General features: G+C 59.1%; 26 protein-coding genes. 19 read left to right on the top strand and 7 right to left on the bottom strand.

The annotated features are described in order from the left end of the window. Window positions 1–10: 10 nt before the first annotated feature. The 7 genes from odhB to KGB23_RS09350 all read left to right on the top strand — a co-directional run bounded on the left by odhB (window position 11) and on the right by KGB23_RS09350 (window position 8108). Window positions 11–1231: a 2-oxoglutarate dehydrogenase complex dihydrolipoyllysine-residue succinyltransferase gene (gene odhB / locus KGB23_RS09380; protein WP_010456848.1), complete on the top strand. Its 1221-nt coding sequence runs from the start codon at window positions 11–13 to the stop codon at window positions 1229–1231. A gap of 110 nt (window positions 1232–1341) precedes the next feature. Next, window positions 1342–2778: a dihydrolipoyl dehydrogenase gene (gene lpdA / locus KGB23_RS09375; protein ID WP_223430803.1), complete on the top strand. Its 1437-nt coding sequence runs from the start codon at window positions 1342–1344 to the stop codon at window positions 2776–2778. 200 nt (window positions 2779–2978) lie between these two features. After that, a complete protein-coding gene (gene sucC, locus KGB23_RS09370) occupies window positions 2979–4145 on the top strand; it encodes an ADP-forming succinate--CoA ligase subunit beta (protein ID WP_008148602.1) in 1167 nt (388 codons plus the stop codon). Beyond that, window positions 4145–5026, top strand: coding sequence for a succinate--CoA ligase subunit alpha (gene sucD / locus KGB23_RS09365; RefSeq protein ID WP_008148605.1), 882 nt, complete (start codon window positions 4145–4147; stop codon window positions 5024–5026). The genes sucC and sucD overlap by 1 nt, the downstream gene beginning before the upstream one ends. Window positions 5027–5390: 364 nt before the next feature. Next, window positions 5391–6704: a branched-chain amino acid transport system II carrier protein gene (gene brnQ / locus KGB23_RS09360; protein WP_223430802.1), complete on the top strand. Its 1314-nt coding sequence runs from the start codon at window positions 5391–5393 to the stop codon at window positions 6702–6704. A gap of 265 nt (window positions 6705–6969) precedes the next feature. Next, window positions 6970–7707, top strand: a complete 738-nt coding sequence (locus KGB23_RS09355) for a DUF599 domain-containing protein (protein ID WP_074874668.1) — start codon at window positions 6970–6972, stop codon at window positions 7705–7707. After that, window positions 7707–8108, top strand: a complete 402-nt coding sequence (locus KGB23_RS09350; protein WP_223430801.1) for an MAPEG family protein — start codon at window positions 7707–7709, stop codon at window positions 8106–8108. The genes KGB23_RS09355 and KGB23_RS09350 overlap by 1 nt, the downstream gene beginning before the upstream one ends. Before the next feature lie 73 nt (window positions 8109–8181). Here KGB23_RS09350 and KGB23_RS09345 read toward each other — a convergent pair whose 3' ends face one another. Beyond that, window positions 8182–8415 carry a hypothetical protein gene (locus KGB23_RS09345; RefSeq protein WP_150655145.1) on the bottom strand — a complete coding sequence of 78 codons (234 nt, stop codon included), beginning with the start codon at window positions 8413–8415 and terminating at the stop codon, window positions 8182–8184. 158 nt (window positions 8416–8573) lie between these two features. Between KGB23_RS09345 and KGB23_RS09340 the strand changes: the two genes are divergently transcribed. From KGB23_RS09340 to KGB23_RS09325, 4 genes are all read left to right on the top strand, one after another. Continuing rightward, complete coding sequence (locus KGB23_RS09340; protein WP_223430800.1) at window positions 8574–9050, top strand: PaaI family thioesterase; 477 nt, start codon at window positions 8574–8576, stop codon at window positions 9048–9050. Beyond that, a complete protein-coding gene (locus KGB23_RS09335; protein WP_223430799.1) occupies window positions 9047–9499 on the top strand; it encodes a PaaI family thioesterase in 453 nt (150 codons plus the stop codon). Before KGB23_RS09340 ends, KGB23_RS09335 begins: the two co-directional genes overlap by 4 nt. 81 nt (window positions 9500–9580) lie before the next feature. Continuing rightward, window positions 9581–11485 carry a molecular chaperone HtpG gene (htpG, locus tag KGB23_RS09330; protein ID WP_223430798.1) on the top strand — a complete coding sequence of 635 codons (1905 nt, stop codon included), beginning with the start codon at window positions 9581–9583 and terminating at the stop codon, window positions 11483–11485. A 66-nt stretch (window positions 11486–11551) separates the two neighbouring features. Continuing rightward, window positions 11552–12280 carry a dienelactone hydrolase family protein gene (locus KGB23_RS09325; protein ID WP_223430797.1) on the top strand — a complete coding sequence of 243 codons (729 nt, stop codon included), beginning with the start codon at window positions 11552–11554 and terminating at the stop codon, window positions 12278–12280. 224 nt (window positions 12281–12504) lie between these two features. On the opposite strand, the gene KGB23_RS09320 is transcribed toward KGB23_RS09325, so the two are convergent. Both KGB23_RS09320 and KGB23_RS09315 read right to left on the bottom strand, forming a co-directional pair. Beyond that, complete coding sequence (locus KGB23_RS09320; RefSeq protein WP_223430796.1) at window positions 12505–13368, bottom strand: pirin family protein; 864 nt, start codon at window positions 13366–13368, stop codon at window positions 12505–12507. 61 nt (window positions 13369–13429) lie between these two features. Then, window positions 13430–13846, bottom strand: a complete 417-nt coding sequence (locus tag KGB23_RS09315) for an OsmC family protein (protein ID WP_223430794.1) — start codon at window positions 13844–13846, stop codon at window positions 13430–13432. A 283-nt stretch (window positions 13847–14129) separates the two neighbouring features. Between KGB23_RS09315 and KGB23_RS09310 the strand changes: the two genes are divergently transcribed. Further along, window positions 14130–15506 carry a pyridoxal-phosphate dependent enzyme gene (locus tag KGB23_RS09310; RefSeq protein ID WP_223430793.1) on the top strand — a complete coding sequence of 459 codons (1377 nt, stop codon included), beginning with the start codon at window positions 14130–14132 and terminating at the stop codon, window positions 15504–15506. Beyond that, on the top strand, window positions 15503–16681 hold the full coding sequence (locus KGB23_RS09305; RefSeq protein WP_223430791.1) for a trans-sulfuration enzyme family protein: 1179 nt from the start codon (window positions 15503–15505) through the stop codon (window positions 16679–16681). The genes KGB23_RS09310 and KGB23_RS09305 overlap by 4 nt, the downstream gene beginning before the upstream one ends. A gap of 63 nt (window positions 16682–16744) precedes the next feature. On the opposite strand, the gene KGB23_RS09300 is transcribed toward KGB23_RS09305, so the two are convergent. From KGB23_RS09300 to purM, 3 genes are read right to left on the bottom strand one after another with little or no spacing between them, the layout of a single operon-like run. Then, window positions 16745–17458 (bottom strand): DUF3108 domain-containing protein, encoded by a 714-nt coding sequence (locus tag KGB23_RS09300; RefSeq protein WP_056744016.1) that lies wholly within the window; start codon window positions 17456–17458, stop codon window positions 16745–16747. An 8-nt stretch (window positions 17459–17466) separates the two neighbouring features. After that, window positions 17467–18117 carry a phosphoribosylglycinamide formyltransferase gene (purN, locus tag KGB23_RS09295; RefSeq protein WP_074880550.1) on the bottom strand — a complete coding sequence of 217 codons (651 nt, stop codon included), beginning with the start codon at window positions 18115–18117 and terminating at the stop codon, window positions 17467–17469. Further along, window positions 18117–19175: a phosphoribosylformylglycinamidine cyclo-ligase gene (gene purM, locus KGB23_RS09290; RefSeq protein WP_008148639.1), complete on the bottom strand. Its 1059-nt coding sequence runs from the start codon at window positions 19173–19175 to the stop codon at window positions 18117–18119. The genes purN and purM overlap by 1 nt, the downstream gene beginning before the upstream one ends. A 382-nt stretch (window positions 19176–19557) precedes the next feature. Here purM and KGB23_RS09285 point away from each other — a divergent pair, with 382 nt between their 5' ends. From KGB23_RS09285 to KGB23_RS09260, 6 genes are all read left to right on the top strand, one after another. Then, the gene (locus tag KGB23_RS09285) at window positions 19558–20616 is read left to right on the top strand and encodes a DUF2066 domain-containing protein (protein ID WP_223430789.1); all 1059 of its coding nucleotides are present in this window, start codon (window positions 19558–19560) and stop codon (window positions 20614–20616) included. A 39-nt stretch (window positions 20617–20655) separates the two neighbouring features. After that, entirely contained in the window at window positions 20656–21729 is a 1074-nt protein-coding gene (locus tag KGB23_RS09280) for an AI-2E family transporter (RefSeq protein WP_223430787.1), read from the top strand. Window positions 21730–21959: 230 nt separating this feature from the next. Further along, window positions 21960–22664 (top strand): DnaA regulatory inactivator Hda, encoded by a 705-nt coding sequence (hda, locus tag KGB23_RS09275; protein WP_008148645.1) that lies wholly within the window; start codon window positions 21960–21962, stop codon window positions 22662–22664. A gap of 214 nt (window positions 22665–22878) precedes the next feature. After that, window positions 22879–23529: a C40 family peptidase gene (locus KGB23_RS09270; RefSeq protein ID WP_223430786.1), complete on the top strand. Its 651-nt coding sequence runs from the start codon at window positions 22879–22881 to the stop codon at window positions 23527–23529. Window positions 23530–23694: 165 nt separating this feature from the next. After that, window positions 23695–24231 (top strand): C40 family peptidase, encoded by a 537-nt coding sequence (locus KGB23_RS09265; protein ID WP_046048021.1) that lies wholly within the window; start codon window positions 23695–23697, stop codon window positions 24229–24231. Window positions 24232–24245: 14 nt separating this feature from the next. Next, window positions 24246–24899: an O-methyltransferase gene (locus KGB23_RS09260; RefSeq protein ID WP_223430785.1), complete on the top strand. Its 654-nt coding sequence runs from the start codon at window positions 24246–24248 to the stop codon at window positions 24897–24899. 4 nt (window positions 24900–24903) lie between these two features. Here KGB23_RS09260 and KGB23_RS09255 read toward each other — a convergent pair whose 3' ends face one another. Further along, window positions 24904–26217, bottom strand: coding sequence for a PQQ-dependent sugar dehydrogenase (locus KGB23_RS09255; RefSeq protein ID WP_223430784.1), 1314 nt, complete (start codon window positions 26215–26217; stop codon window positions 24904–24906). Window positions 26218–26281: the final 64 nt, after the last annotated feature.

Here is a 26281-nt window from a genome sequence, read left to right as displayed (position 1 = left end):
CCCACAGATAATGGCTATCGAAATCAAAGCCCCCACTTTCCCGGAATCGGTTGCCGATGGCACCGTTGCCACCTGGCACAAAAAGCCGGGCGACGCCGTCAAGCGCGATGACCTGATCGTCGACATCGAAACTGACAAAGTCGTATTGGAAGTGTTGGCCACCGCTGATGGCGTGCTGGGCGCTATCGTCAAGAACGAAGGCGACACCGTTCTGTCCGACGAAGTCCTGGGCTCCATCGAAGCGGGCGGCGCTGCTGCCGCTCCAGCTGCTGCCGCTGCTCCGGCCGCTGCACAAGCTGCTGCTCCAGCCGCTGAAGGCGAAGATGATCCTGTTGCTGCACCGGCTGCTCGCAAGCTGGCTGAAGAAAACGGTATCAACATCGCTTCCGTTGCCGGCACTGGCAAAGGCGGTCGTGTGACCAAGGAAGACGTTGTTGCCGCTGTAGCTGCCAAGAAAGCCGCTCCGGCTGCCGCGCCTGCCAAGGCTGCTGCTCCTGCCGCTGCTGCTCCAGTGTTCGCTGCTGGCGATCGCATCGAGAAGCGCGTACCGATGACCCGCGTGCGGGCCACCGTTGCCAAGCGTCTGGTTGAAGCTCAATCGAACATGGCGATGCTGACCACTTTCAACGAAGTCGACATGACCGAAGTCATGGCCCTGCGTTCGAAGTACAAGGACCTGTTCGAGAAGTCCCACAACGGCGTGCGCCTGGGCTTCATGTCGTTCTTCGTCAAGGCTGCCACCGAAGCGCTGAAACGCTTCCCGGCTGTCAACGCGTCGATCGACGGTGCTGACATCGTTTACCACGGCTACGCTGACGTCGGTGTTGCTGTTTCCAGCGACCGCGGCCTGGTTGTTCCGGTTCTGCGTAACGCCGAACTGATGAGCCTGGCTGAAATCGAAGGCGGCATCGCCACCTTCGGCAAGAAGGCTCGTGACGGCAAACTGTCGATGGACGAGATGACCGGCGGTACGTTCACCATCACCAACGGCGGTACTTTCGGTTCGATGATGTCGACCCCGATCGTCAACCCGCCGCAAGCGGCCATCCTGGGCATGCACAACATTCTGCAGCGTCCTATGGCGATCAACGGTCAGGTTGTTATCCGTCCGATGATGTACCTGGCTCTGTCCTACGATCACCGTCTGATCGATGGCAAAGAAGCTGTGACCTTCCTGGTTACCATCAAGAACCTGCTGGAAGACCCGGCTCGTTTGCTGCTGGATATCTGATTTCGTTGCACGGGCCGTTCAGTGATGGGCGGCCTACCTGTAATGACCAGCTTCGTCCCACGACAGTCCCCAAAAGGGACTGTCCGGTTTGATTCGAGAAGGAATGACACATGACTCAGAAATTCGACGTGGTAGTGATTGGCGCGGGCCCTGGCGGCTACGTGGCTGCCATTAAAGCAGCGCAACTGGGCCTCTCCACTGCCTGCATCGAGAAATACACCGACAAGGAAGGCAAACTGGCCCTCGGCGGTACTTGCCTGAACGTCGGCTGCATTCCATCCAAGGCGCTGCTGGACAGCTCCTGGAAGTACAAGGAAGCCAAAGAAGGCTTCGCGATCCACGGTATCAATCACGCTGGCGTGACCATGGACGTGGCGGCAATGGTTGGCCGTAAAGCCAACATCGTCAAAGGCCTGACCTCTGGCGTTGCCACCCTGTTCAAGGCGAACGGCGTCACTTCCCTGCAAGGCCACGGCAAACTGCTGGCCGGCAAGAAAGTCGAGCTGACCAAGCCAGACGGTACCGTCGAAATCATCGAAGCCGAGAACGTGATTCTGGCTTCGGGCTCGCGTCCGATCGACATTCCACCGGCTCCGGTTGACCAGAACGTGATCGTCGATTCGACTGGCGCACTGGAATTCCAAGCCGTACCTAAGCGTCTGGGCGTTATCGGCGCTGGCGTAATCGGTCTGGAACTGGGTTCGGTGTGGTCCCGTCTGGGTTCCGAAGTGGTTGTTCTGGAAGCGCTGGAGAAGTTCCTGCCAGCGGCTGACGACGCCGTTTCCAAAGAAGCCTACAAAACCCTGACCAAACAAGGTCTGGACATCAAGCTGGGCGCTCGCGTCACCGGTTCCAAAGTGAACGGCAACGAAGTTGTCGTGAACTACACCGATGCCAATGGCGAACAGAACATCACCTTCGACAAGCTGATCGTTGCCGTTGGTCGCCGTCCGGTGACCACCGAGCTGCTGGCAGCTGACAGCGGTGTGAACATCGACGAACGTGGCTTCGTTTTCGTTGACGACCAGTGCGCTACCAGCGTTCCGGGCGTTTACGCGATCGGCGACGTGGTTCGCGGCATGATGCTGGCGCACAAGGCGTCCGAAGAAGGCATCATGGTGGTTGAGCGCATCAAGGGCCACAAAGCCCAAATCAACTATGACCTGATCCCGTCTGTTATTTATACTCACCCGGAAATCGCGTGGGTCGGCAAAACCGAGCAGGTCTTGAAGGCTGAAGGCGTTGAAGTTAACGTTGGCACCTTCCCGTTCGCAGCCAGTGGCCGTGCCATGGCAGCCAACGATACCGGCGGTTTCGTGAAAGTCATCGCTGATGCCAAGACTGACCGCGTATTGGGCGTCCACGTGATTGGCCCGAGCGCTGCAGAACTGGTTCAGCAGGGCGCGATCGGTATGGAATTCGGCACCAGCGCTGAAGACCTGGGCATGATGGTTTTCTCCCATCCGACCCTGTCCGAAGCCTTGCACGAAGCAGCTCTGGCTGTGAATGGCGGCGCCATCCACATTGCCAACCGCAAGAAGCGTTAAGACAAGACAATAAGAAACCACGGCGGAAGGCCCGTCGTGAGCCTTGCGTGCAAGACTCACCGCGGAATGTCCGCCGGACGCAGCCTTGCGTAGTCTCACCGGTTATCCGGAACACCTACTCAAGCAGCAGTCACAGGTGGTGCGGCACTTGAACAAGTGCAGCACCGAATGCGCAGTACCTAACGAAGACGGTAATAAGCATGAATCTTCACGAGTATCAGGGTAAGCAGCTGTTCGCTGAATACGGCCTGCCAGTATCCCAGGGTTTCGCCGTAGACACCCCGGAAGCAGCAGCAGAAGCGTGCGACAAAATCGGCGGGACCGAATGGGTTGTCAAAGCCCAGGTTCACGCAGGTGGTCGCGGTAAAGCGGGCGGCGTTAAGCTGGTTCGCAGCAAAGAAGACGCCAAAGCATTCGCTCAACAGTGGTTGGGCAAGCGTCTGGTGACTTACCAGACTGATGCCAATGGTCAGCCAGTCACCAAGATCCTGGTTGAGTCGTGCACTGATATCGCTAAAGAGCTGTACCTGGGCGCTGTCGTTGACCGTTCGAGCCGTCGCATCGTGTTCATGGCTTCCACCGAAGGTGGCGTGGACATCGAGAAAATCGCTCACGACACCCCTGAGAAAATCCTCAAGGCCACTATCGATCCACTGGTTGGCGCTCAGCCATTCCAGGGTCGCGAGCTGGCATTCCAGCTGGGTCTGGAAGGCAAGCAAGTTGCTCAGTTCGCCAAGATCTTCGTAGGTCTGGCCAAGCTGTTCAAGGATCACGACCTGGCTCTGCTGGAAGTGAACCCGCTGGTGATCAAGGCTGACGGCGATCTGCATTGCCTCGACGCCAAGATCAACATCGACGCCAACGCCATGTACCGTCAGCCTAAGCTGAAGACTTTCCACGATCCGTCGCAAGACGATCCGCGCGAAGCGCACGCTGCCAAGTTCGAACTGAACTACGTAGCGCTGGAAGGCAACATCGGTTGCATGGTCAACGGTGCTGGCCTGGCCATGGGTACCATGGACATCGTCAACCTGCATGGCGGCAAACCAGCCAACTTCCTCGACGTGGGCGGCGGTGCTACCAAAGAACGCGTTACTGAAGCGTTCAAGATCATCCTGTCCGACACTAACGTCGCTGCAGTATTGGTCAACATCTTCGGCGGCATCGTTCGTTGCGACATGATTGCCGAAGGCATCATCGGCGCTGTGAAAGAAGTCGGCGTGAAAATCCCGGTTGTTGTTCGCCTTGAAGGCAACAACGCTGAGCTGGGCGCTAAAGTACTGGCAGAAAGCGGTTTGAACATCATCGCTGCTACCAGCCTGACCGACGCTGCTCAACAAGTTGTCAAAGCTGCGGAGGGCAAATAATGAGCGTCCTGATCAATAAAGACACCAAAGTTATCTGCCAGGGTATTACCGGTTCGCAAGGTAGTTTCCACACCCAGCAAGCCATCGAATACGGCACCAAGATGGTTGGTGGCGTAACTCCTGGTAAAGGCGGCACCGAGCACCTGGGTCTGCCAGTGTTCAACACCGTGAAAGATGCTGTAGCTGCCACTGGCGCCACCGCCAGCGTGATCTACGTTCCAGCTCCTTTCTGCAAGGACTCCATCCTGGAAGCAGCATTCGGCGGCATCAAGCTGATCGTTTGCATCACTGAAGGCATTCCTACCCTGGACATGCTGGATGCCAAGGTCAAGTGTGACGAGCTGGGCGTAGTCCTGATCGGTCCTAACTGCCCAGGCGTGATCACTCCAGGCGAATGCAAGATCGGCATCATGCCAGGTCACATTCACTTGCCAGGCAAGGTCGGTATCGTTTCCCGTTCCGGCACCCTGACCTACGAAGCTGTTAAGCAAACTACTGACGCCGGTTTCGGTCAGTCGACTTGCGTCGGCATCGGCGGTGACCCGATCCCGGGCTCGAACTTCATCGACATCCTGAAGCTGTTCCAGGAAGACCCGAAGACCGAAGCGATCGTGATGATCGGTGAGATCGGCGGTTCGGCTGAAGAAGAAGCGGCTGCCTACATCAAGGCACACGTGACCAAGCCGGTTGTTTCCTACATCGCTGGTGTGACTGCCCCTGCGGGCAAGCGCATGGGCCATGCTGGCGCAATCATCTCTGGCGGCAAAGGCACTGCAGACGAGAAGTTTGCTGCCCTGGAAGACGCAGGCGTTAAAACCGTGCGTTCGCTGGCAGACATCGGCAAGGCTTTGTCCGAGCTGACCGGTTGGGCGATCAAGTAAGCCTCGCGCTTAACTGACGCTTCACCAAACAAAGGCCACCTTCGGGTGGCCTTTGTCATTTGCGAAGATCAAAAGATCGCAGCCTCGTTGTATCCCCTGTAGGAGCTGTCGAGTGCAACGAGGCTGCGATCTTTTGACCTTTATATATGTAAACGCGACACGAAAATGTCGCGTATCGGATAGATCGCACCCTAACAGTGCGTTTGTCGGGCAAATTCGTTAGGCTAGCAGCCATTTTTGCGTCCGCGGCCCACAAGGTTGCTACGCGCTAAACGGGTCGGTCCTATACGGACCGACAGCATTTCCCTCACCCCTCAGGGAAATCCCTCTCTAAATTCCGATTCAGTAGTGTGGTATTTCCTTAATGAAAGTGTTGAAAGGCCAGGACATCCTGGCACTTGGTTTTATGACGTTTGCCCTGTTTGTCGGGGCTGGCAACATCATCTTCCCGCCTATCGTCGGTCTGCAGTCCGGTCCAAATGTCTGGATGGCGGCGCTGGGCTTTCTGATCACTGCGGTTGGTTTGCCGGTGATCACCGTCGTCGCCCTGGCCAAGGTCGGTGGCGCCATGGATGCCTTGAGCAGCCCGATCGGCAAAGTCGCCGGTGGCCTGCTGGCGGCCGCGTGCTACCTTGCTGTCGGCCCGCTGTTCGCGACACCGCGCACCGCCACCGTGTCGTTCGAAGTCGGCCTGGCGCCGCTGACCGGCGAGAGCCCGCTGGCGCTGTTCCTCTACAGCTCGGTGTACTTCCTGCTGGTGTTCTTCATCTCGCTCTATCCGGGCCGGCTGCTGGATACCGTCGGACGTTTCCTCGCACCGCTGAAGATCATCGCCCTGGCCGCACTTGGCATCGCCGCGTTTGCATTGCCGGCCGGGGATGTCGGCGTGGCCACCCCGGAATACGTGGTGGCACCGTTCTCCCAAGGCTTCATCAATGGTTACCTGACCATGGATACCCTGGGCGCGCTGGTATTTGGCATTGTCATTGTCAACGCAATCCGTTCCCGTGGCGTCGAGTCGCCGGTGTTGATTACCCGTTACGCGATCATCGCCGGGCTGATTGCCGGCGTGGGTCTGGCGCTGGTTTATGTCAGCCTGTTCCGTCTCGGTTCGGGCAGCCATGAAGTGGCCGCGGGTGCCACCAACGGTGCGGCGGTGTTGCACGCTTACGTGCAACACACCTTCGGCTCTCTGGGTAGCGGTTTTCTGGCGGTGCTGATTTCTCTGGCCTGTCTGGTGACGGCGGTGGGTCTGACCTGCGCCTGCGCCGAATACTTCAGCCGTGTGCTGCCGCTGTCCTACAAGACGTTGGTCATCATCCTGGCGGTGTTCTCGCTGTTTGTGTCTAACCTGGGCCTCACCAAGCTGATTGCGTTCTCGATCCCGGTGCTGACCGCGATCTACCCTCCGTGCATTGCCTTGGTCGCCCTGAGCTTCTGCAAGGACTTCTGGCATGAGCAGGGCCGCATCGTCGGTCCGGTGATGCTGGTGTCGTTCATCTTCGGTTTGATCGACGCCCTCAAGGGCGCGGGTCTGGCGGACTGGATGCCGACTCAGTTGTCCCACCTGCCGCTGAGCGAGCAAGGCCTGGCCTGGCTGGTGCCGTCGGTCATGACCCTGGTCGTCGCGGTGGTTTGCGATCGCATGCTGGGCAAGCGCGAAGAAGTACTGGCTTAAGCCGCTTCATGGCCCGCCACAAGCGGGTCGTGAACACACATGGAAATGCCCCGTATCAGTCGATACGGGGCATTTTTTATGGGCATGATGCAGTGTCTTTTTTTGTGAGCTAACGTCGAAGCACTGCGAAGATCTCATGTGGGAGCGGGCTTGCTCGCGAAGACGGCTTATCATTCAACATTGATGTCGACTGACCCACCGCTTTCGCGAGCAAGCCCGCTCCCACAGGGTTTTGGTATTCCGTTCACACATCACAAGGACCTGCATGTCGTTCATCCACGCCAACATGATCCACATCCTCGCCGCGCTCTGGTTCGCCATCTGCTGGGGCGGTTACACCCGTTATGCGACGTGGAAGGGCCGCGACACCGCGTGCCTGGCCAGCGTGCTGCACCTTTATCGCGAAGACTGGATGCGCCGCATGCTGTTGCGCGACAACCGTATCGCTGACGCCAGCGTGATCGGTAACCTGGAGCGCAACGCCTCGTTCTTCGCCTCCAGCACACTGATTATCCTGGCCGGTATTCTCACGGTGCTCGGAGCCTCCGAACGGGCGGTGTCGTTGTTGGCGGATATCCCGATGGTGCAACAGGCATCCCAGGGGATGTCGGAGATCAAGTTGCTGTGCCTGGCGCTGGTCTTTGTCTATGCGTTCTTTACGTTCAGCTGGTGCATGCGCCAATACAACTTTGCGGCCATTCTGGTGGGCTCGGCACCTATGGTCGGTGAGCGTCACGTTTCCGAACAAGAGCGCAAAGCCTTTGCTGCCCGGGCGGCCCGCGTCATTTCCATGGCCGCCAACCAGTTCAACTTCGGACTGCGCTCTTACTACTTCGGCATGACCATGCTGGCCTGGTTCGTCAGCCCGTGGTTGTTCATGTTGATGAGTACCGGCGTGGTGCTGGTGTTGTATCGCCGGGAGTTTCATTCCGACGTTCTCGACGTGATGGTCTATACACCTACAGAGGCGCCATTGCCCGAGGCGATTAAAGAGGCTGTTTGATGAGTATTCCGTTCTGGTGTGTATTTATCAGCGCACTGCTGATTTATGTGGCGAGGATTCCGGTCGCCAGGGCGATGAGCGAGCAGGGTGGTTACGACAACCACTTGCCGCGCCAGCAACAGACGCTACTGACAGGCTTTGGTGCCCGTGCGTTGGCGGCTCATCAAAACTGCTTCGAGGCGTTCATTCTGTTCGCGGTGGGGGTGTTGATGGCGCACACCACGCAAACGGCGGGGTGGCTGATCGACTTGCTGGCAATCATCTTCGTGATTACACGAATCATTTATTTGCTGTGCTATTGGGTTGATCTGGCGTGGCAGCGGAGCCTGGTATGGTTCGTCGGACTAGTGTGTTCGTTGCTGTTGATGATTAGTCCGACTTTTAAAACTATTTTGCTGTAACACCTGCTTTGCAAAAAACAGGCAAAAGAAAACCCGCACTTGGCGGGTTTTCTTTATCACGCTAAAAACTGTTTTAGTTTTTAGGTGCTTCTTTTGCTGCAGCTTCGTTCGATTCAGCCTGAGCTTTGGCAGCTTCGGCGTTTTCTTTCGCAGCGTCGTTCACTTTATCCTGAGCTTTGCTCATGTCTTGCTGAGCTTGCTCAGCATGTTTGGCTGCATCTTGAGCTTTGTCCTCGGATTTTTTATCGCAGGCTGCGAGACCGAGGGAAGCGGTCAACATCAAGGCAATAGCTAAAGTCTTACGCATGGGGTGTTTCTCCTTATGGAAAATATCTACTGGCCTTTCGAGCGCAGCCCATAGCGTTAAGTTCCTCAATTCATACAGATATATAAGTTTATTCCGACGGGAACTTTTACTAAAAACGCCTAGTGCGTTGCCTGAACACTAAGAAGAGTTTTATCAACATGGCCGAAAACCCCGTTTTTGAGCGAGCTACACGATTTCTATCGGCGCTGCGACATTGTCAGGTACTTGGGCTGCGGGTTCACAGCGCCAGCGGTGATGGACTAACGGTCATCCTGCCGTATAGTCCGCAAATTGTTGGCAACCCGCAAACCGGCGTGATTCATGGCGGGGCGCTGACTTCGCTGATGGACACGGCTTGCGGCATGTCCACCCTTTGCGTGCTGCCCGAGTTCGAAGTGTGTCCAACCCTCGACCTGCGCATCGACTACATGCACGCCGCCGAGCCGCATAAAGATGTCTACGGTTTTGCCCAGTGCTACCGGGTGACCACAGATGTGATCTTTGCTCGCGGTTTCGCCTACCAGGACGATCCCGAGCAGCCCATTGCCCATGTAGTGGGCACCTTCATGCGCATGGGCAAAGCCATCAAGGGCACCAAAGGCTTTGGCGGCGTCATCGCCGGAGGTGCGAAATGACCGATTCCTTCAAGGAACAACTTCAGCAGGCACATGAGCAGGGCGACTACGCCTCGCTGCTGCACCTGATCCCCTACGCCAAACTGATCGGCGTCGAATGTTCGCGGGTGGGGGATGATCTGCTGTTTCGTTTGCCGGCCAACAAGGACAACATTGGTAACCCTTTATTGCCGGCGATCCATGGCGGGGTGATTGCCGGGTTCATGGAGCTGTCCGCAGCGCTGCACCTGCTGATTTTCACCGGTTCGCCGGGTGTGCCGAAGATCATCGATTTCTCCCTCGATTATCTGCGCGCCGGGCAGTTTCGCGACACCTGGGCCAGATGCCAGGTTTGCCGGCAGGGGCGCCGGGTGGCCAACGTTGCGATTACGGCCTGGCAATGCACTGAAGCCGAACCGATTGCCACAGCCCGCGCTCATTTCAAAATTGAAGAGCCCTTGAAATCCTGAACTCAGCCCCCAACTTTGATGACAACCCGCCGCCGACCCTTCAGGTCGCGGCCACTGCCATCTGATTGGAGTTTGATGACCATGAGTGTGGAAACTCAAAAGGAAACCCTGGGCTTCCAGACCGAGGTGAAGCAGCTGCTGCACCTCATGATCCATTCGCTGTATTCCAACAAGGAAATTTTCCTTCGCGAATTGATCTCGAACGCCTCTGACGCTGTCGACAAATTACGTTTCGAAGCCCTGTCCAAGCCTGAGCTGCTGGAAGGTGGTGCCGAACTGAAAATCCGTGTGAGCTTCGACAAGGACGCTAAAACCGTCACCCTCGAAGACAACGGCATCGGCATGAGCCGTGAAGATGCGATCACCCACCTGGGTACCATCGCCAAATCCGGCACTGCCGATTTCATGAAACATCTCTCCGGCGATCAGAAAAAAGACTCGCACCTGATCGGTCAATTCGGTGTGGGTTTCTACTCTGCATTCATCGTCGCCGATAAAGTCGACGTGTTCAGCCGTCGTGCCGGTGCTGCTGCCAGCGAAGGCGTGCACTGGTCGTCCAAGGGCGAAGGCAATTTTGAAGTTGCCACCGTTGATAAAGCCGAGCGCGGCACCCGTATCGTCCTGCACCTGAAATCCGGTGAAGACGAGTTCGCCGATGGCTGGCGTCTGCGCAACATCATCAAGAAGTACTCCGACCACATCGCTCTGCCGATCGAGTTGCCGAAAGAAGTGGCAGCCGTTGAAGGCGAAGAGCAACCGGCCGTTGAATGGGAAACCGTCAACCGTGCCAGCGCGCTGTGGACTCGCCCTCGCACTGAAGTGAAAGACGAGGAATACCAGGAGTTCTACAAACACGTCGCTCACGACTTCGAGAACCCGCTGAGCTGGAGCCACAACAAGGTCGAAGGCAAGCTCGAATACAGCTCGCTGCTCTACGTGCCGGCCCGTGCTCCATTCGATTTGTACCAGCGTGAAGCGCCGAAAGGCCTGAAGCTGTACGTGCAGCGCGTGTTCGTGATGGATCAGGCAGAGTCGTTCCTGCCGCTGTACCTGCGCTTCATCAAAGGCGTAGTCGATTCCAACGACCTGTCGCTGAACGTGTCGCGGGAAATCCTGCAGAAAGACCCGATCATCGATTCCATGAAGTCGGCGCTGACCAAGCGCGTTCTCGACATGCTGGAAAAGCTGGCGAAGAACGAGCCTGAGCAATACAAGAGCTTCTGGAAAAACTTTGGCCAGGTCATGAAAGAAGGCCCGGCAGAAGACTTCGCCAACAAAGAGAAAATCGCTGGCCTGCTGCGTTTCGCATCGACCAACGGTAAAGAAGGCGAGCAAGTAGTGGGTCTGGCCGAATACCTGGCTCGCGCCAAGGAAGGTCAGGACAAGATTTATTACCTGACCGGCGAGAAGTTCGAAGCGGTTAAAGACAGCCCGCACCTGGAAGTCTTCCGCAAGAAAGGCATCGAAGTGCTGCTGCTGACCGACCGCATCGACGAGTGGCTGATGAGCTACCTCAGCGACTTCGACGGCAAGAGCTTTGTCGACGTGGCACGCGGTGATCTGGACCTGGGCAACCTGGATTCGGAAGAAGACAAGAAAGCTGCGGAAGAAGTCGCCAAGTCCAAAGAAGGTCTGGTTGAGCGTCTGAAAACTGCACTGGGCGATTCCGTCGCTGAAGTGCGGGTTTCACATCGCCTGACCGATTCCCCGGCGATTCTGGCCATCGGCGAGCAGGACTTGGGCATGCAGATGCGTCAGATCCTCGAAGCCAGCGGTCAGAAGGTTCCTGAATCGAAGCCGATCTTCGAATTCAACCCGGCTCACCCGCTGATCGAGAAGCTCGACAACGAGCAGAGCGACGAACGCTTCGGCGACCTGTCGCACATCCTCTTCGATCAGGCGGCCCTGGCTGCCGGCGACAGCTTGAAAGACCCGGCCGCCTACGTGCGCCGTCTCAACAAGCTGCTGGTTGAACTGTCGGTTTAACTGCGTTGTACAAAAACCCGCTTCGGCGGGTTTTTTTATTCTGGTGTCTTTTACTGGGAGTTAGTCATGAGCCAAATCACTGTTCGTTCCGTCGCTTATCAGATTGATGGCCAGTCGTATGAAAGCCGTCTGGCGTTCGATGCCGACCACAAGGGCCCACGCCCCGGTCTGTTGATGGCGCCGAACTGGATGGGCGTCAGCGCCGGTGCCGAGGAGATCGCCAAGTCTGTTGCGTCCAAGGGTTATGTGGTGCTGATCGCGGACCTCTACGGTCAGTCGGTCCGTCCGCAGAACGGTGACGAGGCGGGTGCAGCCATGATGCCGCTCAAGCATGATCGGCCGTTGTTGCGAAAACGCATGCAAGCAGCGTTCGATCAGCTGCAAATCCAGGACGAAGCGGCTGTCGATACCTCGAAGCTGGCGACCTTTGGTTTCTGCTTCGGTGGTTGCTGCGCGCTGGACCTGGCGCGCACCGGAGCGCCAGTGAAGGCTGCGGTGTCGTTCCACGGAACGCTGGATTCGCCGAATCCGGCGGATGCCAGGAACATCAAAGGCTCGGTGTTGGTGCTGCACGGCGCATCCGATCCATTGGTGCCGAAAGAGCAGCTGCCGGCGTTTGAAGCTGAAATGAATGCGGCGGGCGTGGATTGGCAACTGCTGAGCTACGGCGGCGCGGTGCATTCCTTCACCGATCCGCACGCCAATGTGCCGGGCATGATGATGTATGACGCGAAGACGGCGGGGCGTGCGTTTACCTCGATGCACAACTTGCTGGATGAAGTGTTTAAAGGCTAAAAGCAAAAAGCCCCTCACCCTAACCCTCCCGAAACGTCGGACCGCCCGGAGGGAGAGGGGACTGACGAGGGGGGCTGTAGATATTTTGCGACCGGGGAAATAGAGTCGAACTCAGGAACTAAAAGCTATGGAGATCGGCTCCCTTTCCCCCTCTCCCCCGTGGGGAGAGGGCTGGGGTGAGGGGTGATTTTTCAGCCAGCCATAACTCTTAACCCCGACGCTATCTACCGCGGCAATTCGATCCTTTCGCTTTCCCCCGGCACCGTCGGCCAATCCCCGGCCGCCCAGCGTCGCCGCGCTTCATCGATCAACGCCGGATCGCTCGCCACAAAATTCCAGTTGATCCGCCGCGGCCCATCCAGCGGCGCCCCGCCAAACAGCACGGCATGACAGTCGCTTTCAGCGAACAGTGTCATCTCTTCCCCGACCGGCAACACCACCAGCGAATGCGGCTCTATCAACTCGCCATCCAGTTGCACCTCGCCGTCCAGCACATACAACGCCCGTTCTTCATGCTCGGTGGGAATCAGCAATGTGGTCGCCGTTTGCAGGTTCAATTCGGCATACAGCGTAGGAGAAAGCACCGGGACCGGTGATTCCAGGCAAAAGCCTGACCCGGCAATCATCCGGATCTTCACTCCCAGGTTATCGCTGACCGGCAGCGTGGCCGCCGGATGGTGGCTGTAGTGTCCGGGACCGTGCTCTTTATCTTTCGGTGAGGCCAGCCAAATCTGCAAACCGTGCATCGTGAAGCCGCTGTCCTTCAATGCCTCAGGCGTGCGCTCGACATGGGCAATCGCGCTGCCCGCCGTCATCCAGCTGACATCACCGGCCTCCACCACCTGATCGGAGCCGAGGCTGTCCTTGTGCTGGATTTTTCCTTCGAACAAGTACGTGAGGGTCGACAGACCTATGTGCGGATGCTGACGGATGTTCATGCCTTTTCCCGCCTCATAGCGGGTTTCGAGCATGTGGTCGAAAAACACGAAAGGCCCGACGCTGCGGCATTTGGCTGACGGCAGCGGGCGAAGAATCGGCTGGCCTTCGACATCTTCGGCGCGGGGACGGATCACGAGCGGAGTGTTCATGCTGCATTCCAGGCTGAGCGGGTAATGCGTGGAGCATAACCCGCTTGCGCAGCCCTTGCCGCTATTGGCTGAAGGCACCTTCAGACAGGTGCGTTTCGATGCTGACGTCGGTGGTGGTCATCAACTTGTGGACCGGGCAACGGTCGGCCACGCGGTGCAGCTCATCGCGCTGGGCATCGGTGAGCACACCTTTGAGGGTCAGTTTGACGTGCAGGGCATATTTACCTTTCTGCTCTTCGCTGTTGTCACGTTTGACTTCGACTGTGACACCGGTCAGCGGGATGTCTTTCTTCTTTGCGTACATCTTCAGGGTCAGGGCCTTGCAGGCGCCGAGGGCCGCGTCGAAGTAATCGTGTGGCTCGGGCGCCGAGCCTTCGCCGCCGGCGAGTGTCGGTACGTCGGCAAAGAGTTGATGGTCATCGATCTGTACGCTGTGACGAAAACCTTCGGTGGAGACGGTGTTGACGGTGACAGTCATGGGAAACCTCGCAGGTAACAGGAAAAGTCATTCGATCAAAAAAGACCTTGAAGGTATAGAGCACTCCTCCTGTTACGCGTTCCACTTTCTTACAGCGCATTCCCATGCGGTCTGAACGCCGAGCGGATTTGTCGCACCCGTGACGCTACCGGCTGGCTGTGCAAGGTTGCGGGTGGCGCCATCCCGGCCTATGGTCCAAGCGATACTTTGCCGCGACTGGCGCGCAATGATTCGACGCCGGTCGCTGTCCATCCAGTGCTGATTTGCGTAGCGAGGTGACGACATGCCCACCGACTCCCGACCCGCCGTACTCGAACTGATCGGCAATACGCCACTGGTGCGCGTCAGCCGTTTCGATACCGGCCCGTGCACGCTGTTCCTCAAGCTTGAATCGCAGAACCCCGGCGGCTCGATCAAGGATCGCATCGGCCTGGCGATGATCGACGCCGCCGAGCGCGATGGCAGCCTGCGCCCCGGCGGCACCATCGTCGAAGCTACCGCCGGCAACACCGGCCTTGGCCTGGCCCTGGTCGGTCGTGCCAAGGGTTACCGAGTGGTGTTGGTGGTGCCGGACAAGATGTCCACCGAGAAGGTCTTGCACCTCAAGGCGATGGGCGCCGAGGTGCACATCACCCGCTCCGACGTCGGCAAGGGCCATCCCGATTACTACCAGGACGTTGCGGCGCGGCTGGCGCAGGAAATTCCCGACGCTTTCTTCGCCGATCAATTCAACAACCCGGCCAACCCGCTGGCCCACGAGTGCAGCACCGCGCCGGAGATCTGGGCGCAGACTCAGCATGATCTGGACGCCATCGTCGTCGGCGTTGGCTCAGCCGGTACGCTGACCGGGCTGACCCGTTTCTTTCGCCGCGTGCAACCGGACCTGGTCATGGTGCTGGCCGATCCGGTCGGCTCGGTGATGGCCGAATACAGCCGCAGCGGCATCATGAGCACGCCCGGCTCCTGGGCGGTGGAGGGCATCGGCGAGGACTTCATTCCGTCGATTGCCGACCTGTCCAGCGTGCGTCACGCCTACTCGATCAGCGACGAGGAAAGCTTCGATCATGCCCGCCAACTGCTGCGCGCCGAAGGCATACTCGGCGGCTCTTCGACCGGCACACTGCTGGCGGCGGCGCTGCGTTATTGCCGCGAGCAGACCGAGCCGAAGCGGGTCGTCAGCTTCGTCTGCGACACCGGCACGCGCTACCTGTCGAAGGTCTACAACGACCAGTGGATGAACGATCAGGGCCTGCTGCAGTACAAACATTACGGCGATCTGCGCGACCTGATCTCGCGGCGCTTCGAGGATGGCCGGGTGATCAGCGTGGGCCCGGACGATACGCTGCTCACCGCGTTCCAGCGCATGCGCCTGGCGGATGTGTCGCAACTGCCGGTGCTGGAGGGCGGGCAGCGGCTGGTCGGGGTGATCGACGAATCCGACATTCTGCTGGGCATGCAAGAAGATGCTTCGCACTTTCGCGCGAGCGTGGCCAGCGCGATGACCGATAAGCTGCAAACCCTGCCTCCAGGCGCCAGTCTGGCTGAACTACGGGCGGAGCTCGACCGTGGGCTGGTGGCGATCATCGCCGACGCTTCGGGCTTCTACGGCTTGATTACTCGAGTCGACATGCTCATTCACTTACGGAGATCCCTTACATGAGTCAACACGATGAAAACGCTGTGCCACGCGCCTTCGCCACCCGTGTGATCCATGCCGGGCAAACGCCCGACCCTTCCACCGGGGCGCTGATGCCGCCGATTTACGCCAACTCCACCTATTTGCAGCAGAGCCCCGGTGTGCACAAGGGCTTCGACTACGGGCGCTCGCACAACCCGACGCGCTTTGCGCTGGAGCGTTGCGTTGCGGACCTCGAAGGCGGCTCCCAGGCCTTCGCGTTCGCGTCCGGGCTGGCGACGATTTCCACCGTGCTCGAATTGCTCGATGCTGATTCGCACATCGTCTCCGGCAACGACCTGTACGGCGGTACTTTTCGCCTGTTCGACAAAGTGCGCCGGCGCAGCGCCGGGCATCGCTTCAGCTTCGTCGACCTGACTGATGTGTCGGCCTTCGAAGCGGCGCTGCAGGACGATACACGGATGGTGATGGTCGAGACGCCGAGCAATCCTTTGCTGCGCCTCACCGACCTCGTTGCGATCGCGCGCATCTGCCGCCAGCGCGGCATCATTTGTGTGGCTGACAACACCTTTGCCAGTCCATGGATACAGCGCCCGCTGGAGCTGGGCTTCGACATCGTGCTGCACTCGACCACCAAGTACCTGAACGGCCACTCCGACGTGATCGGTGGCATCGCGGTGGTCGGACAAAACGCAGACCTGGCAGAGCGCCTGGGCTTTCTGCAGAACGCGGTAGGCGCGATCGCCGGGCCGTTCGACGCTTTCCTCACCTTACGCGGCGTTAAGACCCTGGCGCTGCGCATGGAGCGCCACTGCAACAACGCGCTGGACCTGGCGCAATGGCTGGAGCGTCAGCCGCAGGTGGCGCGCGTCTATTATCCGGGCTTGCCGTCGCACCCGCAGCACAACCTGGCGCAGCGGCAGATGCGCGGTTTCGGCGGGATGATATCCCTCGACCTGAACAGCGACCTGGCCGGTGCCACGCGTTTCCTCGAGAGTGTGCGGATCTTTGCCTTGGCCGAGAGCCTGGGCGGGGTGGAAAGCCTGATCGAGCACCCGGCGATCATGACCCACGCCACCATCCCCGCGGATACTCGTGCGCAACTCGGCATCGGCGATGCGTTGGTGCGGTTGTCCGTGGGGGTCGAGGATGTCGAAGACCTGCGCGCCGACCTGGCACAGGCGCTGGCGCGGATCTGAGTTTCAGCAGGCAAAAAAAATCCGGAACCCTTAGCGGATTCCGGATTTTTGTGTCGAGCCGGATCAGCTGCCTTTGACAGCCTTGCCGTTGACCGTACCGTCGAGGAGCATGATGTTGTACTCCTTGCCGTCGGTTTCAACCTGTTGCAGACGAACCAGCAAGTAGTCCCAGTCCTTGGCGAACCAGAGGACGGTGATGCGCTTGCTTTGTGTCGGGTCGCGCACGCGCTCGACCTTGATTGCATCGATCTGGCCAGCTTTGGTGTCGACCTTTTCCGAACCCAGCACGCGGAAATCATAGGTATCGACTTCACCGTCGTCGACGACTTGATAGCTCATGCTTTTCTTGCCAGCGGCCACGTCGTGCTGCAGGGCCAGCTGATAAGTGGATTTGTCGACCATGCCGCGGTTGAGCGGGATCTTGACCGGGTCACCGCGATCGGTGCCGGTGACCATTTTGTTGGTCCAGTCGAAATCCAGGTCAGCCTTCTTGGCTTTACCCAGGCCGCCACGTTCGAAGTGGTAGGACTGCGGCAGCAAGGTGTCCTTGTCAAGCGTCAGGGTGCTTTCTTCGGTCAGGCTGGCGATCATCATCGAGGCCTTGAAGCTGAGCTTCCAGGCGCCGTTGGCTTGCTTGGTCAGGCTGCGTTCAGCGGTGCCGCTCATGGGCAACTGCTTCCAGTCAGCGGTATAGCTGGCGGAGAAAGGTTGAAGTTCTGCAGCCTGCGCAAATGGCAGTGCGAGCAGAGCGCAAGCGAAGAGCAGGGCACGACGCATAAAATCTCCTAGGTTCGAATCAAGTGGCCGCTGGCCGCGAGTAACTTTCCATCCAGTAAAGCACCTTGCTCGCCGAGTGATAAACGACCTTCGGCAAACCAGCGTACAGCCAACGGGTAGATCAGGTGTTCCTGGGTATGAACTCGCTGCGCCAGACTCTGCGGCGAATCGTGCAACTCTACCGGTATTACTGCCTGTACGACCAGTGGTCCGCCATCGAGTTCCTCGGTGACGAAGTGCACGGAGCAGCCGTGTTCGGTATCGCCGGCTTCCAGCGCGCGCTGATGCGTGTGTAACCCTTTGTATTTGGGTAGCAGCGAGGGATGGATGTTGAGCAGGCGACCCGCGTAGTGGCGCACGAAGTCAGCGCTGAGAATGCGCATGAAGCCGGCCAGTACCACGAGTTTGGGGTTGAACGCGTCGATCAGTTCGATCAGCGCGGCATCGAAGGCCTCGCGGCCTTCGAAAGCCTTGTGATCCAGGGTGCGGGTGTCGATACCCGCGTCCCTGGCGCGTTGCAGGCCGTAAGCGTCGGCGCGGTTGGAAATCACCGCAGCGATGCGGGCCGGGCTGTCGCCGGTCCGCGTGCTGTCGATCAAGGCCTGCAAGTTACTGCCGGTGCCGGACAACAGCACCACCACATCACAGGTCTGGGACATCAATGAGCCTTGAGGTTCTTCAGTTCAACCTGAGCCGCGCCTTCGGCGGCGGTGGAGATCTGACCGATGACCCAAGGCTGCTCGCCGGCTTCACGCAGCACGTTCAGCGCGGTTTCAACGTGCTCTTGAGCGACGCAGATGACCATGCCCACGCCGCAGTTCAGCACGCGGTGCATTTCGTTTTCGTCAACGTTGCCTTTCTCTTGCAGCCAGTCGAACACGGCAGGACGGGTCCAGCTCGCGACGTCAACCACCGCTTGTGCGCCTTTTGGCAGAACGCGCGGGATGTTGTCCAGCAGGCCACCACCGGTGATGTGGGCCATGGCTTTGACGGCGCCGGTTTCCTTGATCAGCTTGAGCAGCGGCTTCACATAGATACGGGTCGGGGCCATCAGCAGGTCGGTCAGCGGTTTGCCGTCGAGCTGGATGTTTTCGATGTCGGCACCGGACACTTCGATGATCTTGCGGATCAGCGAGTAGCCGTTGGAGTGCGGGCCGGAAGACGGCAGGGCGAGCAGGGCATCGCCGGCAGCGACTTTGGAACCGTCGATGATTTCGGATTTTTCCACGACGCCGACGCAGAAGCCGGCCAGGTCGTAGTCTTCGCCTTCGTACATACCTGGCATTTCAGCGGTTTCGCCGCCAACCAGGGAGCAGCCGGACAATTCACAGCCAGCGCCAATGCCGGTCACGACCTGGGTCGCGGTTTCGACGTTGAGTTTGCCGGTAGCGTAGTAGTCGAGGAAGAACAGCGGCTCGGCGCCGCAGACCACCAGGTCGTTCACGCACATGGCAACCAGGTCGATGCCGATGCTGTCGTGCTTGTTCAGGTTCAGTGCCAGGCGCAGCTTGGTGCCAACGCCGTCAGTACCGGAAACCAGCACTGGCTGTTTGTAGCCGGCCGGGATTTCGCAGAGGGCGCCAAAACCGCCCAGGCCGCCCATGACTTCCGGGCGCGCAGTGCGCTTGGCGACGCTCTTGATGCGTTCGACCAATGCTTCACCGGCGTCGATGTCTACACCGGCGTCCTTGTAGCTCAGGGAGGGTTGCTTGCTCATGATCCAGGCCTTTAGGGGGGATTCAGGGGTAACGACCGAGTCCAGTGGGACCACCGAAACTGACGAAGGCGATTGCCATCCGCGAATTTCAGGGTGCCCGGCTGTTGCCGGTCTGCGAAGGCGCGCGATTTTATCAGGCTTGAGGGGCAGCGGCCATCCTCAGGCCGACGGCAGGGGCATATCAGCTTAAAAAAACCTTCATTGCCCGTGTTGGTCGCCTCCTTCATGGCTGTATAAGGTATCGCTATTAACCGTCTATCGTTAGGACAGTGCAAAAACTTACCAGGGTCAGGTGAATGTTTTGCTTGGGGGCGTGGTCACAGCCTTGCTCAATCCGGTTCACGCGGCCTGTTCCAGCCGCTCTTGTCGTCAGGAATCTTCCATGCGCTTTTTTTCCAGATTTTTGTTTGCGGGCTGTTTGTCATTGGTCAGCCTGGCGAGTCATGCCGAGACCGTCAAAAACCTGTATCAGGTGCGTCAGCCTGTCAGTGGTCAAACCCCGGAAGAGCGCGATCAAGCGACCCAGCAAGCGCTGGATACGCTGGTGTTGCGTCTGACCGGCGATCCCAAGGCCGCGCAAAGTCCGGGGTTGGCGGCGCTGCGCAAGGACCCGCAGCAAATCATCAGTCAGTACGGCTTTGACGCTGGCCCGCCGGAAGTGCTGAAGGTCGATTTCGACCCGGCCACCACCGAGCAAGCGTTGCGCCGTGCCGGGCTCTCGTTGTGGGGGGCGAACCGGCCTTCGATCCTCGGCTGGTGGTTGAACGACTCCACCGAGGGTTCGAGTCTGGTCGGCGATGGCCAGGCCAGTGCTGCACCGCTGCGCCGAGCAGCGCAACACCGTGGTTTGCCGCTGCGCTTGCCGCTGGCTGATCTGAGTGAGCAGATTGTCGCCACGGCACCGAATCTGGAAGGTACGGACGCGACGCCACTGCGCGGGGTATCGGAGCGTTACAACGCTGACGCCTTGCTCGCGGTGCATGCTCGTGAAGAGGGCGGCCAATGGCAGGCCAAGTGGCATTTGTGGCTGGGCGACAAGAAGGAGGCGGGCAGCGTAGAGGGTGCGGATCAGGCAGCGGTGGCCGATGCGGTGATGCTGGCGGTCAGTCAGCGGCTGGCGCCTCGTTTTGTCGTCAAACCGGGTGCTTCGGGCGAACAGTTGCTCGAAGTACAGGGCATGAATCTGGAACACTACGCGGCGCTTGGGCGTTTGCTGGAGCCGTTTGGTGCGCGCCTGCAAAGTGTCGACGGCGACCGGATTCTCTATCGGGTCAATGGCAGCGCCGAACAGTTGAAGGCGCAACTGTCGCTGGCGAATTTGCAGGAGGTTCCGGCCGGTGAAGCGCCGGCGCCAGTCGCACCGGTTCAGCCGGCCGAGGGTTCGGCGCCGGTAGTAGCGCCGACTCCGGCACCTGTGCCGCAGTTGCGATTCCGTTGGTAACGGTTTTCTTTCTTTATATAGATGCATATGGAGTGGTACATGGCCGATACGCGGCGTTGGTTCTGGTTGGGTGGGGTGGTTCTGCTCTGCGTGTTTGTCTGGTTGTTGCATCCGATTCTGACGCCGTTCCTGGTCGCGTTGCTGCTGGCCTATCTGTTCGACCCGCTGGTGGATCGGCTGGAGAAGGCCGGCCTGTCTCGGACCTGGGGCGTGGTGGCGGTGTTTGCGCTGTTCACCCTGATCTTCACGACCTTGCTGCTGGTGTTGATACCGATGCTCGCCAAGCAGTTGTTTCGTTTGTACGAACTGACGCCGCAGATGCTCGATTGGTTGCAGCACACCGCACTGCCGTGGGCGCAATCGAAATTTGGACTGTCGGATAATTTCTGGAAGTTCGACAAGCTCAAGGCTGCGATCAGTGAGCACATGGGCCAAACCACTGACATTGTCGGTGTTGTGCTGAGTCAGGCAACAGCCTCCGGCCTCGTATTGATTGGCTTGCTGGCGAATCTGGTGCTGATCCCGGTGGTGGTCTTCTATTTGCTGCGGGACTGGGACCTGATGATGGCCAAGATCCGCGGCCTGCTGCCCCGTGATCGCGAAGAACGCGTTGTGATGCTGGCGGGTGAATGCCATGAAGTGCTGGGTGCGTTCGTACGCGGGCAGTTGCTGGTGATGGTGGCGTTGGGCGTGATCTACGCCGCCGGCCTGATGTTGGTAGGGCTGGAGCTGGGGCTGTTGATCGGTTTGATTGCCGGTCTGGCGGCGATCGTGCCGTACATGGGGTTCGTCATCGGGATCGGCGCGGCCTTGATTGCCGGACTGTTCCAGTTCGGCGGCGATCTGTATCCCATGTTCGGTATCGTCGCGGTATTCATGGTGGGGCAGGCGCTGGAAGGCATGGTGCTGACGCCATTGCTGGTGGGGGACAAGATCGGTCTACACCCGGTGGCGGTGATCTTCGCGATTCTGGCAGGGGGCGAGCTGTTCGGATTTACCGGTGTGCTACTGGCACTGCCGGTGGCGGCGGTGATCATGGTGCTGGTGCGCCATGTGCATGATTTGTATAAAGATTCTGGTATGTACAGCGGTGTTGATGAGCCCGAGATTTAAGAGGGCCTGATCAAGCATCGCGGGCAGCGTGGTTCCATGCCAGGCTGACCCGGATCCCTCGTGCGGCTGTCACATGCGCCGCCAAAGAAACTGGCATAAAACCAGTGTGTTAACGCAAACCTTTGATTTTGCTTGTGGTCTGTCGCATTGTGCGACCCGTCTCACGGGTATAAACTTCGCAAACTTTACACAGAGGCCACTAACGGTTCCTTTGGAACTGTTCAGTCAGCATGAAACCGATTCAGCTGCCCCTAGGTGTGCGTCTGCGTGATGACGCTACCTTTATCAATTACTATCCAGGCGCCAATGCCGCTGCACTCGGCTATGTCGAGCGGCTATGCGAAGCCGACGCCGGCTGGACCGAAAGCCTGATTTATCTCTGGGGCAAGGACGGGGTAGGGCGTACGCATTTGTTGCAGGCGGCCTGTCTGCGCTTCGAGCAACTGGGGGAGCCTGCGGTGTATTTGCCGTTGGCCGAACTGCTTGATCGCGGCATCGCCATCCTCGACAACCTCGAACAGTACGAACTGGTCTGCCTGGATGATTTGCAGGCGGTGGCTGGTCGGGCGGATTGGGAAGAGGCGCTGTTCCATCTGTTCAACCGTCTGCGTGACAGCGGTCGACGGCTGCTGATCGCCGCTTCGACATCCCCGCGTGAACTGCCGGTGAAGCTGGCGGACCTCAAATCCCGTCTGACGTTGGCGCTGATCTTTCAGATGCGCCCGCTCTCCGACGAAGACAAGTTGCGTGCCTTGCAACTGCGCGCCTCTCGTCGCGGTCTGCACCTGACCGATGAAGTCGGGCATTTTATTTTGACCCGCGGTACGCGCAGCATGAGTGCACTTTTCGAGCTGCTTGAGCGTCTCGATCAGGCCTCCCTTCAAGCTCAGCGCAAGCTGACGATTCCCTTCCTGAAAGAAACGCTAGGCTGGTAAAGCCAAGGCCTGTAGCGGGTTACGGCATATTTCAGGCGTCAAGAATTCCGCTTTCCTACAGGGTTGCAGGCTGCGCGAGCGTCTAAAACGGGCTTAAGCGCTTAGATGTAAACGCGAAACCAAGAAGTCACATAAAGTTCGATTGAATTTGCAAATGAGGATGATAGCGGGCATAGTCTCGGCTTCTTTAGAACTATCAGCCACGGTCGTGCCCATGCTAAATCGCTTTGCACCCCTCGTGCCCCTCGCACTCGTCACCCTGTTGTTCGGTTGCGCTGCTCACTCTCCAGTGTCCCAGCAAGAGCAACAACAGCAGGTTAAAAATTCTGCTACCGCCCAATCTTCCGCTCTTTATCAGCAAGCTCTTTTCCAGGAAGAGGCGGCCACCGAAAAAGAACTGGCAGACTTCGCCGGCGGCAAGTCGTACCAGCTTCCGGTTCTGGCTGACAGCATCCTCGAACGCGGCATGTCCCTGATCGGTACCCGTTACCGTTTCGGCGGCACCTCCGAAGCTGGCTTTGATTGCAGTGGCTTCATCGGTTACCTGTTTCGTGAAGAAGCCGGCCTGAACCTGCCACGCTCCACTCGCGAAATGATCAACGTCGACGCTCCGCTGGTTTCTCGCAGCAAACTGGAGCCGGGCGACTTGCTGTTTTTCGCCACCAATGGCCGTCGCGGCCGCGTCAGTCACGCCGGGATCTACCTGGGTGACAACCAGTTCATCCATTCGAGCAGCCGCCGCAGCGGTGGTGTCCGGATCGATAGCCTGGGCGACAGCTACTGGAGCAAAACTTTCATCGAAGCCAAGCGCGCACTGGCGTTGGCACCGACTGCGTCTCCGGCGATCGTCACGGCACGCAAGTAAGCGGACTTTTTGTAAGGTGAACTTAAAGTCTTACTTGAAGTTTGCCGCATAGCCGCTAGAATCCTGATCTATTATTGATGGCAAACCGCCTGCGTCCTGCGCAGGCGGTTTTCTTTTCTGCGCCTCCTGCAGAAAAAGCCGCAGCCAGATCAGGATGCTCTGCATATGTCGACCTCGGCCCGCCTCGCAATCATGTTCTTCGCAGCGCTGCTCAGCGCCTGCGCCAGCCGGACACCGCCCCCTGCGCCGGTGGTTCGCGCGCCCATTGTTTTCGGTTCCTCCCAAGCATTCTCCCCTGAAGCGGAAGACGTCTTGTTCCGCGCGCTCGGCCTGGTGGGCACGCCGTATCGCTGGGGTGGCAACACGCCGGATTCGGGTTTCGATTGCAGCGGGCTGATCGGTTATGTCTACCGTGACGTCGCCGGCATTTCTCTGCCGCGCACCACGCGCGAGATGATCAGCATGCAGGCGGCCAGTGTGGGCAAGGAAGGCCTGCAAACCGGTGACCTGATCTTCTTCGCCACCAATGGCGGTTCTCAGGTCAGTCACGCCGGGATCTACGTCGGCGAAGGTCGCTTCGTCCACGCGCCCGCCACCGGCGGCACGGTGAAGCTCGACAGCTTGTCCAAAGCTTACTGGCAGAAAGCCTATCTGAGCGCCAAGCGCGTCTTGCAACCTGAGCACTTGGCACATAACCCATAGTTCGCGAGGTTGTCATGACCGCCCGCACACTTAATCTCGACGATTCCCTGTATCAATACCTGCTCGACGTTTCCCTGCGCGAAACGCCGTTGCTCAAGCGTTTGCGTGACGAAACCCAGGCGCTGCCCATGGCCCGCTGGCAGGTGGCGCCCGAGCAAGGTCAGTTCCTCGCGCTATTGGTGAAGCTCATCGGCGCCAAGCGTTTGCTGGAAGTGGGCACCTTTACCGGTTACAGCGCGTTGTGCATGGCGGCTGCATTGCCGGATGACGGTTCGCTGATCTGCTGTGACATACCCGGCGACTACAACGCCACCGCGCGCCGTTACTGGCAGGAGGCGGGGCTTGCCGAGCGGATTGATCTGCGTCTGGCGCCCGCGCTGGAAACCCTGGCTCAGCTGGATCAGCAAGCGCCATTCGACCTGATCTTCATCGATGCCGACAAAGCCAACTACCCACGTTATCTGGAGCACGCATTGCGTTTGCTACGCGTTGGCGGTCTGGCGGTGTTTGATAACACGCTGTGGAGCGGACGGGTGCTTGAGAACAATCCCGAGAGCGAAGACACCCGAGCCATCCAGGCGCTCAATCGCGCCTTGAAGGATGACTCGCGTGTGGACCTGTCGTTGTTGCCATTGGGTGATGGGTTGACGTTGTGCCGTAAGCGCTAGACGTTTACTTGGCCGCCGAAACCCGCCACACCTTGTTGCCCACGTCATCCGCCACCAACAAATCACCCTGCTGATCAATCACCACACCCACCGGCCGGCCCATGGCTTTTTCTTCGTTGTTGAGGAATCCGGTGAGGACATCAACCGGCTGTCCGGCCGGTTTCCCTGCGCTGAACGGTACGAAAATCACTTTGTAGCCACTGTGCGGTTTACGGTTCCACGAGCCGTGCTGGCCAATGAATGCCCCTTCCTTGAACTGCGCCGGCAGTCTGTTGCCTTCAGCAAACGTCAGGCCCAACGAGGCGGTATGCGGGCCGACCGCGTAGTCCGGCGCAATGGCCTTGGCCACCAGGACGGGGTTTTGCGGCTCGACGCGGATGTCGACGTGCTGACCGTAATAACTGTAAGGCCAGCCGTAGAACCCGCCGTCCTTCACTGATGTGATGTAATCCGGCACCAGGTCGCTGCCGATCTCGTCGCGCTCGTTGACCGCCGTCCACAGTGCGCCGCTCCGAGGTTCCCAGGCCAGGCCGTTGGGATTACGAATCCCCGAGGCGAAGATTCGATGGTTGCCGGTGGCGCGATCCACTTCCCAGATCGCTGCGCGACCTTCTTCCATGTCCATGCCGTTTTCGGCCACGTTGCTGTTGGAGCCCACCGTGACGTACAGCTTGCTGCCGTCCTTGCTGGCGATGACGTTTTTGGTCCAGTGGTGATTCAGCGTACCGCCCGGCAGGTCGATCACCTTCATCGGCTGTGACTTGATCGCCGTCTCGCCGTTTTCATAGTGGAAGCGCAGCAAGCGGTCCGTGTCGGCGACGTACAGGTCATTGCCGACCAGGGTCATGCCGAAGGGGGAGTTGAGATTTTCCAGGAACACCGTGCGGGTTTCGGCGATGCCGTCGTGGTCCTTGTCCCGCAGCAGCGTGATGCGGTTCGGGCTCGGTACTTTGGCGCCGGCACGGCCCATGACTTTGCCCATGACCCAGCCACGAATGCCTTTGCCGTCATCGGGTTTGGGTGGTGCGTTGGTTTCGGCGACCAGCACGTCGCCGTTGGGCAGCACGTAGAGCCAGCGCGGGTGATCGAGACCTTCGGCAAAAGCCGCCACCTGAGTCCCTGTCGCGGCGATCGGTTTCGCACCGTCCGGCCAGCCGATCGCCGGGGCGATGTTCACCGTCGGGATCAGGGTTTTGTTCGGTTCTGGCAGCTTGGGCGACGGGCCGGTGCCGTCGGAGACTTGCAGCCTGGCGGTTTCACCACAGGCCGCAAGCCCTCCGGCGAGCACGATGACGAGAGCGAGCTGGGGCTTGCGCATGCTGATCTTCCCTATGAATGCATTGACCTATTCAATAGAGAAGCGCAGGTGCGCGATGGTTCAA

The organism is Pseudomonas sp. GL-B-26 (assembly GCF_019947405.1).
Taxonomy (GTDB): domain Bacteria; phylum Pseudomonadota; class Gammaproteobacteria; order Pseudomonadales; family Pseudomonadaceae; genus Aquipseudomonas.
The sequence above is the reverse complement of the archived record's forward strand: the minus strand, read 5'-3'. Positions and strand labels throughout refer to the sequence as shown.

Coding starts and splice junctions, on each gene's coding strand:
- odhB (WP_010456848.1), top strand. CDS start 11: ATGGCTATCGAAATCAAAGCCCCCACTTTCCCGGAATCGGTTGCCGAT.
- lpdA (WP_223430803.1), top strand. CDS start 1,342: ATGACTCAGAAATTCGACGTGGTAGTGATTGGCGCGGGCCCTGGCGGC.
- sucC (WP_008148602.1), top strand. CDS start 2,979: ATGAATCTTCACGAGTATCAGGGTAAGCAGCTGTTCGCTGAATACGGC.
- sucD (WP_008148605.1), top strand. CDS start 4,145: ATGAGCGTCCTGATCAATAAAGACACCAAAGTTATCTGCCAGGGTATT.
- brnQ (WP_223430802.1), top strand. CDS start 5,391: ATGAAAGTGTTGAAAGGCCAGGACATCCTGGCACTTGGTTTTATGACG.
- KGB23_RS09355 (WP_074874668.1), top strand. CDS start 6,970: ATGTCGTTCATCCACGCCAACATGATCCACATCCTCGCCGCGCTCTGG.
- KGB23_RS09350 (WP_223430801.1), top strand. CDS start 7,707: ATGAGTATTCCGTTCTGGTGTGTATTTATCAGCGCACTGCTGATTTAT.
- KGB23_RS09345 (WP_150655145.1), bottom strand. CDS start 8,415: ATGCGTAAGACTTTAGCTATTGCCTTGATGTTGACCGCTTCCCTCGGT.
- KGB23_RS09340 (WP_223430800.1), top strand. CDS start 8,574: ATGGCCGAAAACCCCGTTTTTGAGCGAGCTACACGATTTCTATCGGCG.
- KGB23_RS09335 (WP_223430799.1), top strand. CDS start 9,047: ATGACCGATTCCTTCAAGGAACAACTTCAGCAGGCACATGAGCAGGGC.
- htpG (WP_223430798.1), top strand. CDS start 9,581: ATGAGTGTGGAAACTCAAAAGGAAACCCTGGGCTTCCAGACCGAGGTG.
- KGB23_RS09325 (WP_223430797.1), top strand. CDS start 11,552: ATGAGCCAAATCACTGTTCGTTCCGTCGCTTATCAGATTGATGGCCAG.
- KGB23_RS09320 (WP_223430796.1), bottom strand. CDS start 13,368: ATGAACACTCCGCTCGTGATCCGTCCCCGCGCCGAAGATGTCGAAGGC.
- KGB23_RS09315 (WP_223430794.1), bottom strand. CDS start 13,846: ATGACTGTCACCGTCAACACCGTCTCCACCGAAGGTTTTCGTCACAGC.
- KGB23_RS09310 (WP_223430793.1), top strand. CDS start 14,130: ATGCCCACCGACTCCCGACCCGCCGTACTCGAACTGATCGGCAATACG.
- KGB23_RS09305 (WP_223430791.1), top strand. CDS start 15,503: ATGAGTCAACACGATGAAAACGCTGTGCCACGCGCCTTCGCCACCCGT.
- KGB23_RS09300 (WP_056744016.1), bottom strand. CDS start 17,458: ATGCGTCGTGCCCTGCTCTTCGCTTGCGCTCTGCTCGCACTGCCATTT.
- purN (WP_074880550.1), bottom strand. CDS start 18,117: ATGTCCCAGACCTGTGATGTGGTGGTGCTGTTGTCCGGCACCGGCAGT.
- purM (WP_008148639.1), bottom strand. CDS start 19,175: ATGAGCAAGCAACCCTCCCTGAGCTACAAGGACGCCGGTGTAGACATC.
- KGB23_RS09285 (WP_223430789.1), top strand. CDS start 19,558: ATGCGCTTTTTTTCCAGATTTTTGTTTGCGGGCTGTTTGTCATTGGTC.
- KGB23_RS09280 (WP_223430787.1), top strand. CDS start 20,656: ATGGCCGATACGCGGCGTTGGTTCTGGTTGGGTGGGGTGGTTCTGCTC.
- hda (WP_008148645.1), top strand. CDS start 21,960: ATGAAACCGATTCAGCTGCCCCTAGGTGTGCGTCTGCGTGATGACGCT.
- KGB23_RS09270 (WP_223430786.1), top strand. CDS start 22,879: ATGCTAAATCGCTTTGCACCCCTCGTGCCCCTCGCACTCGTCACCCTG.
- KGB23_RS09265 (WP_046048021.1), top strand. CDS start 23,695: ATGTCGACCTCGGCCCGCCTCGCAATCATGTTCTTCGCAGCGCTGCTC.
- KGB23_RS09260 (WP_223430785.1), top strand. CDS start 24,246: ATGACCGCCCGCACACTTAATCTCGACGATTCCCTGTATCAATACCTG.
- KGB23_RS09255 (WP_223430784.1), bottom strand. CDS start 26,217: ATGCGCAAGCCCCAGCTCGCTCTCGTCATCGTGCTCGCCGGAGGGCTT.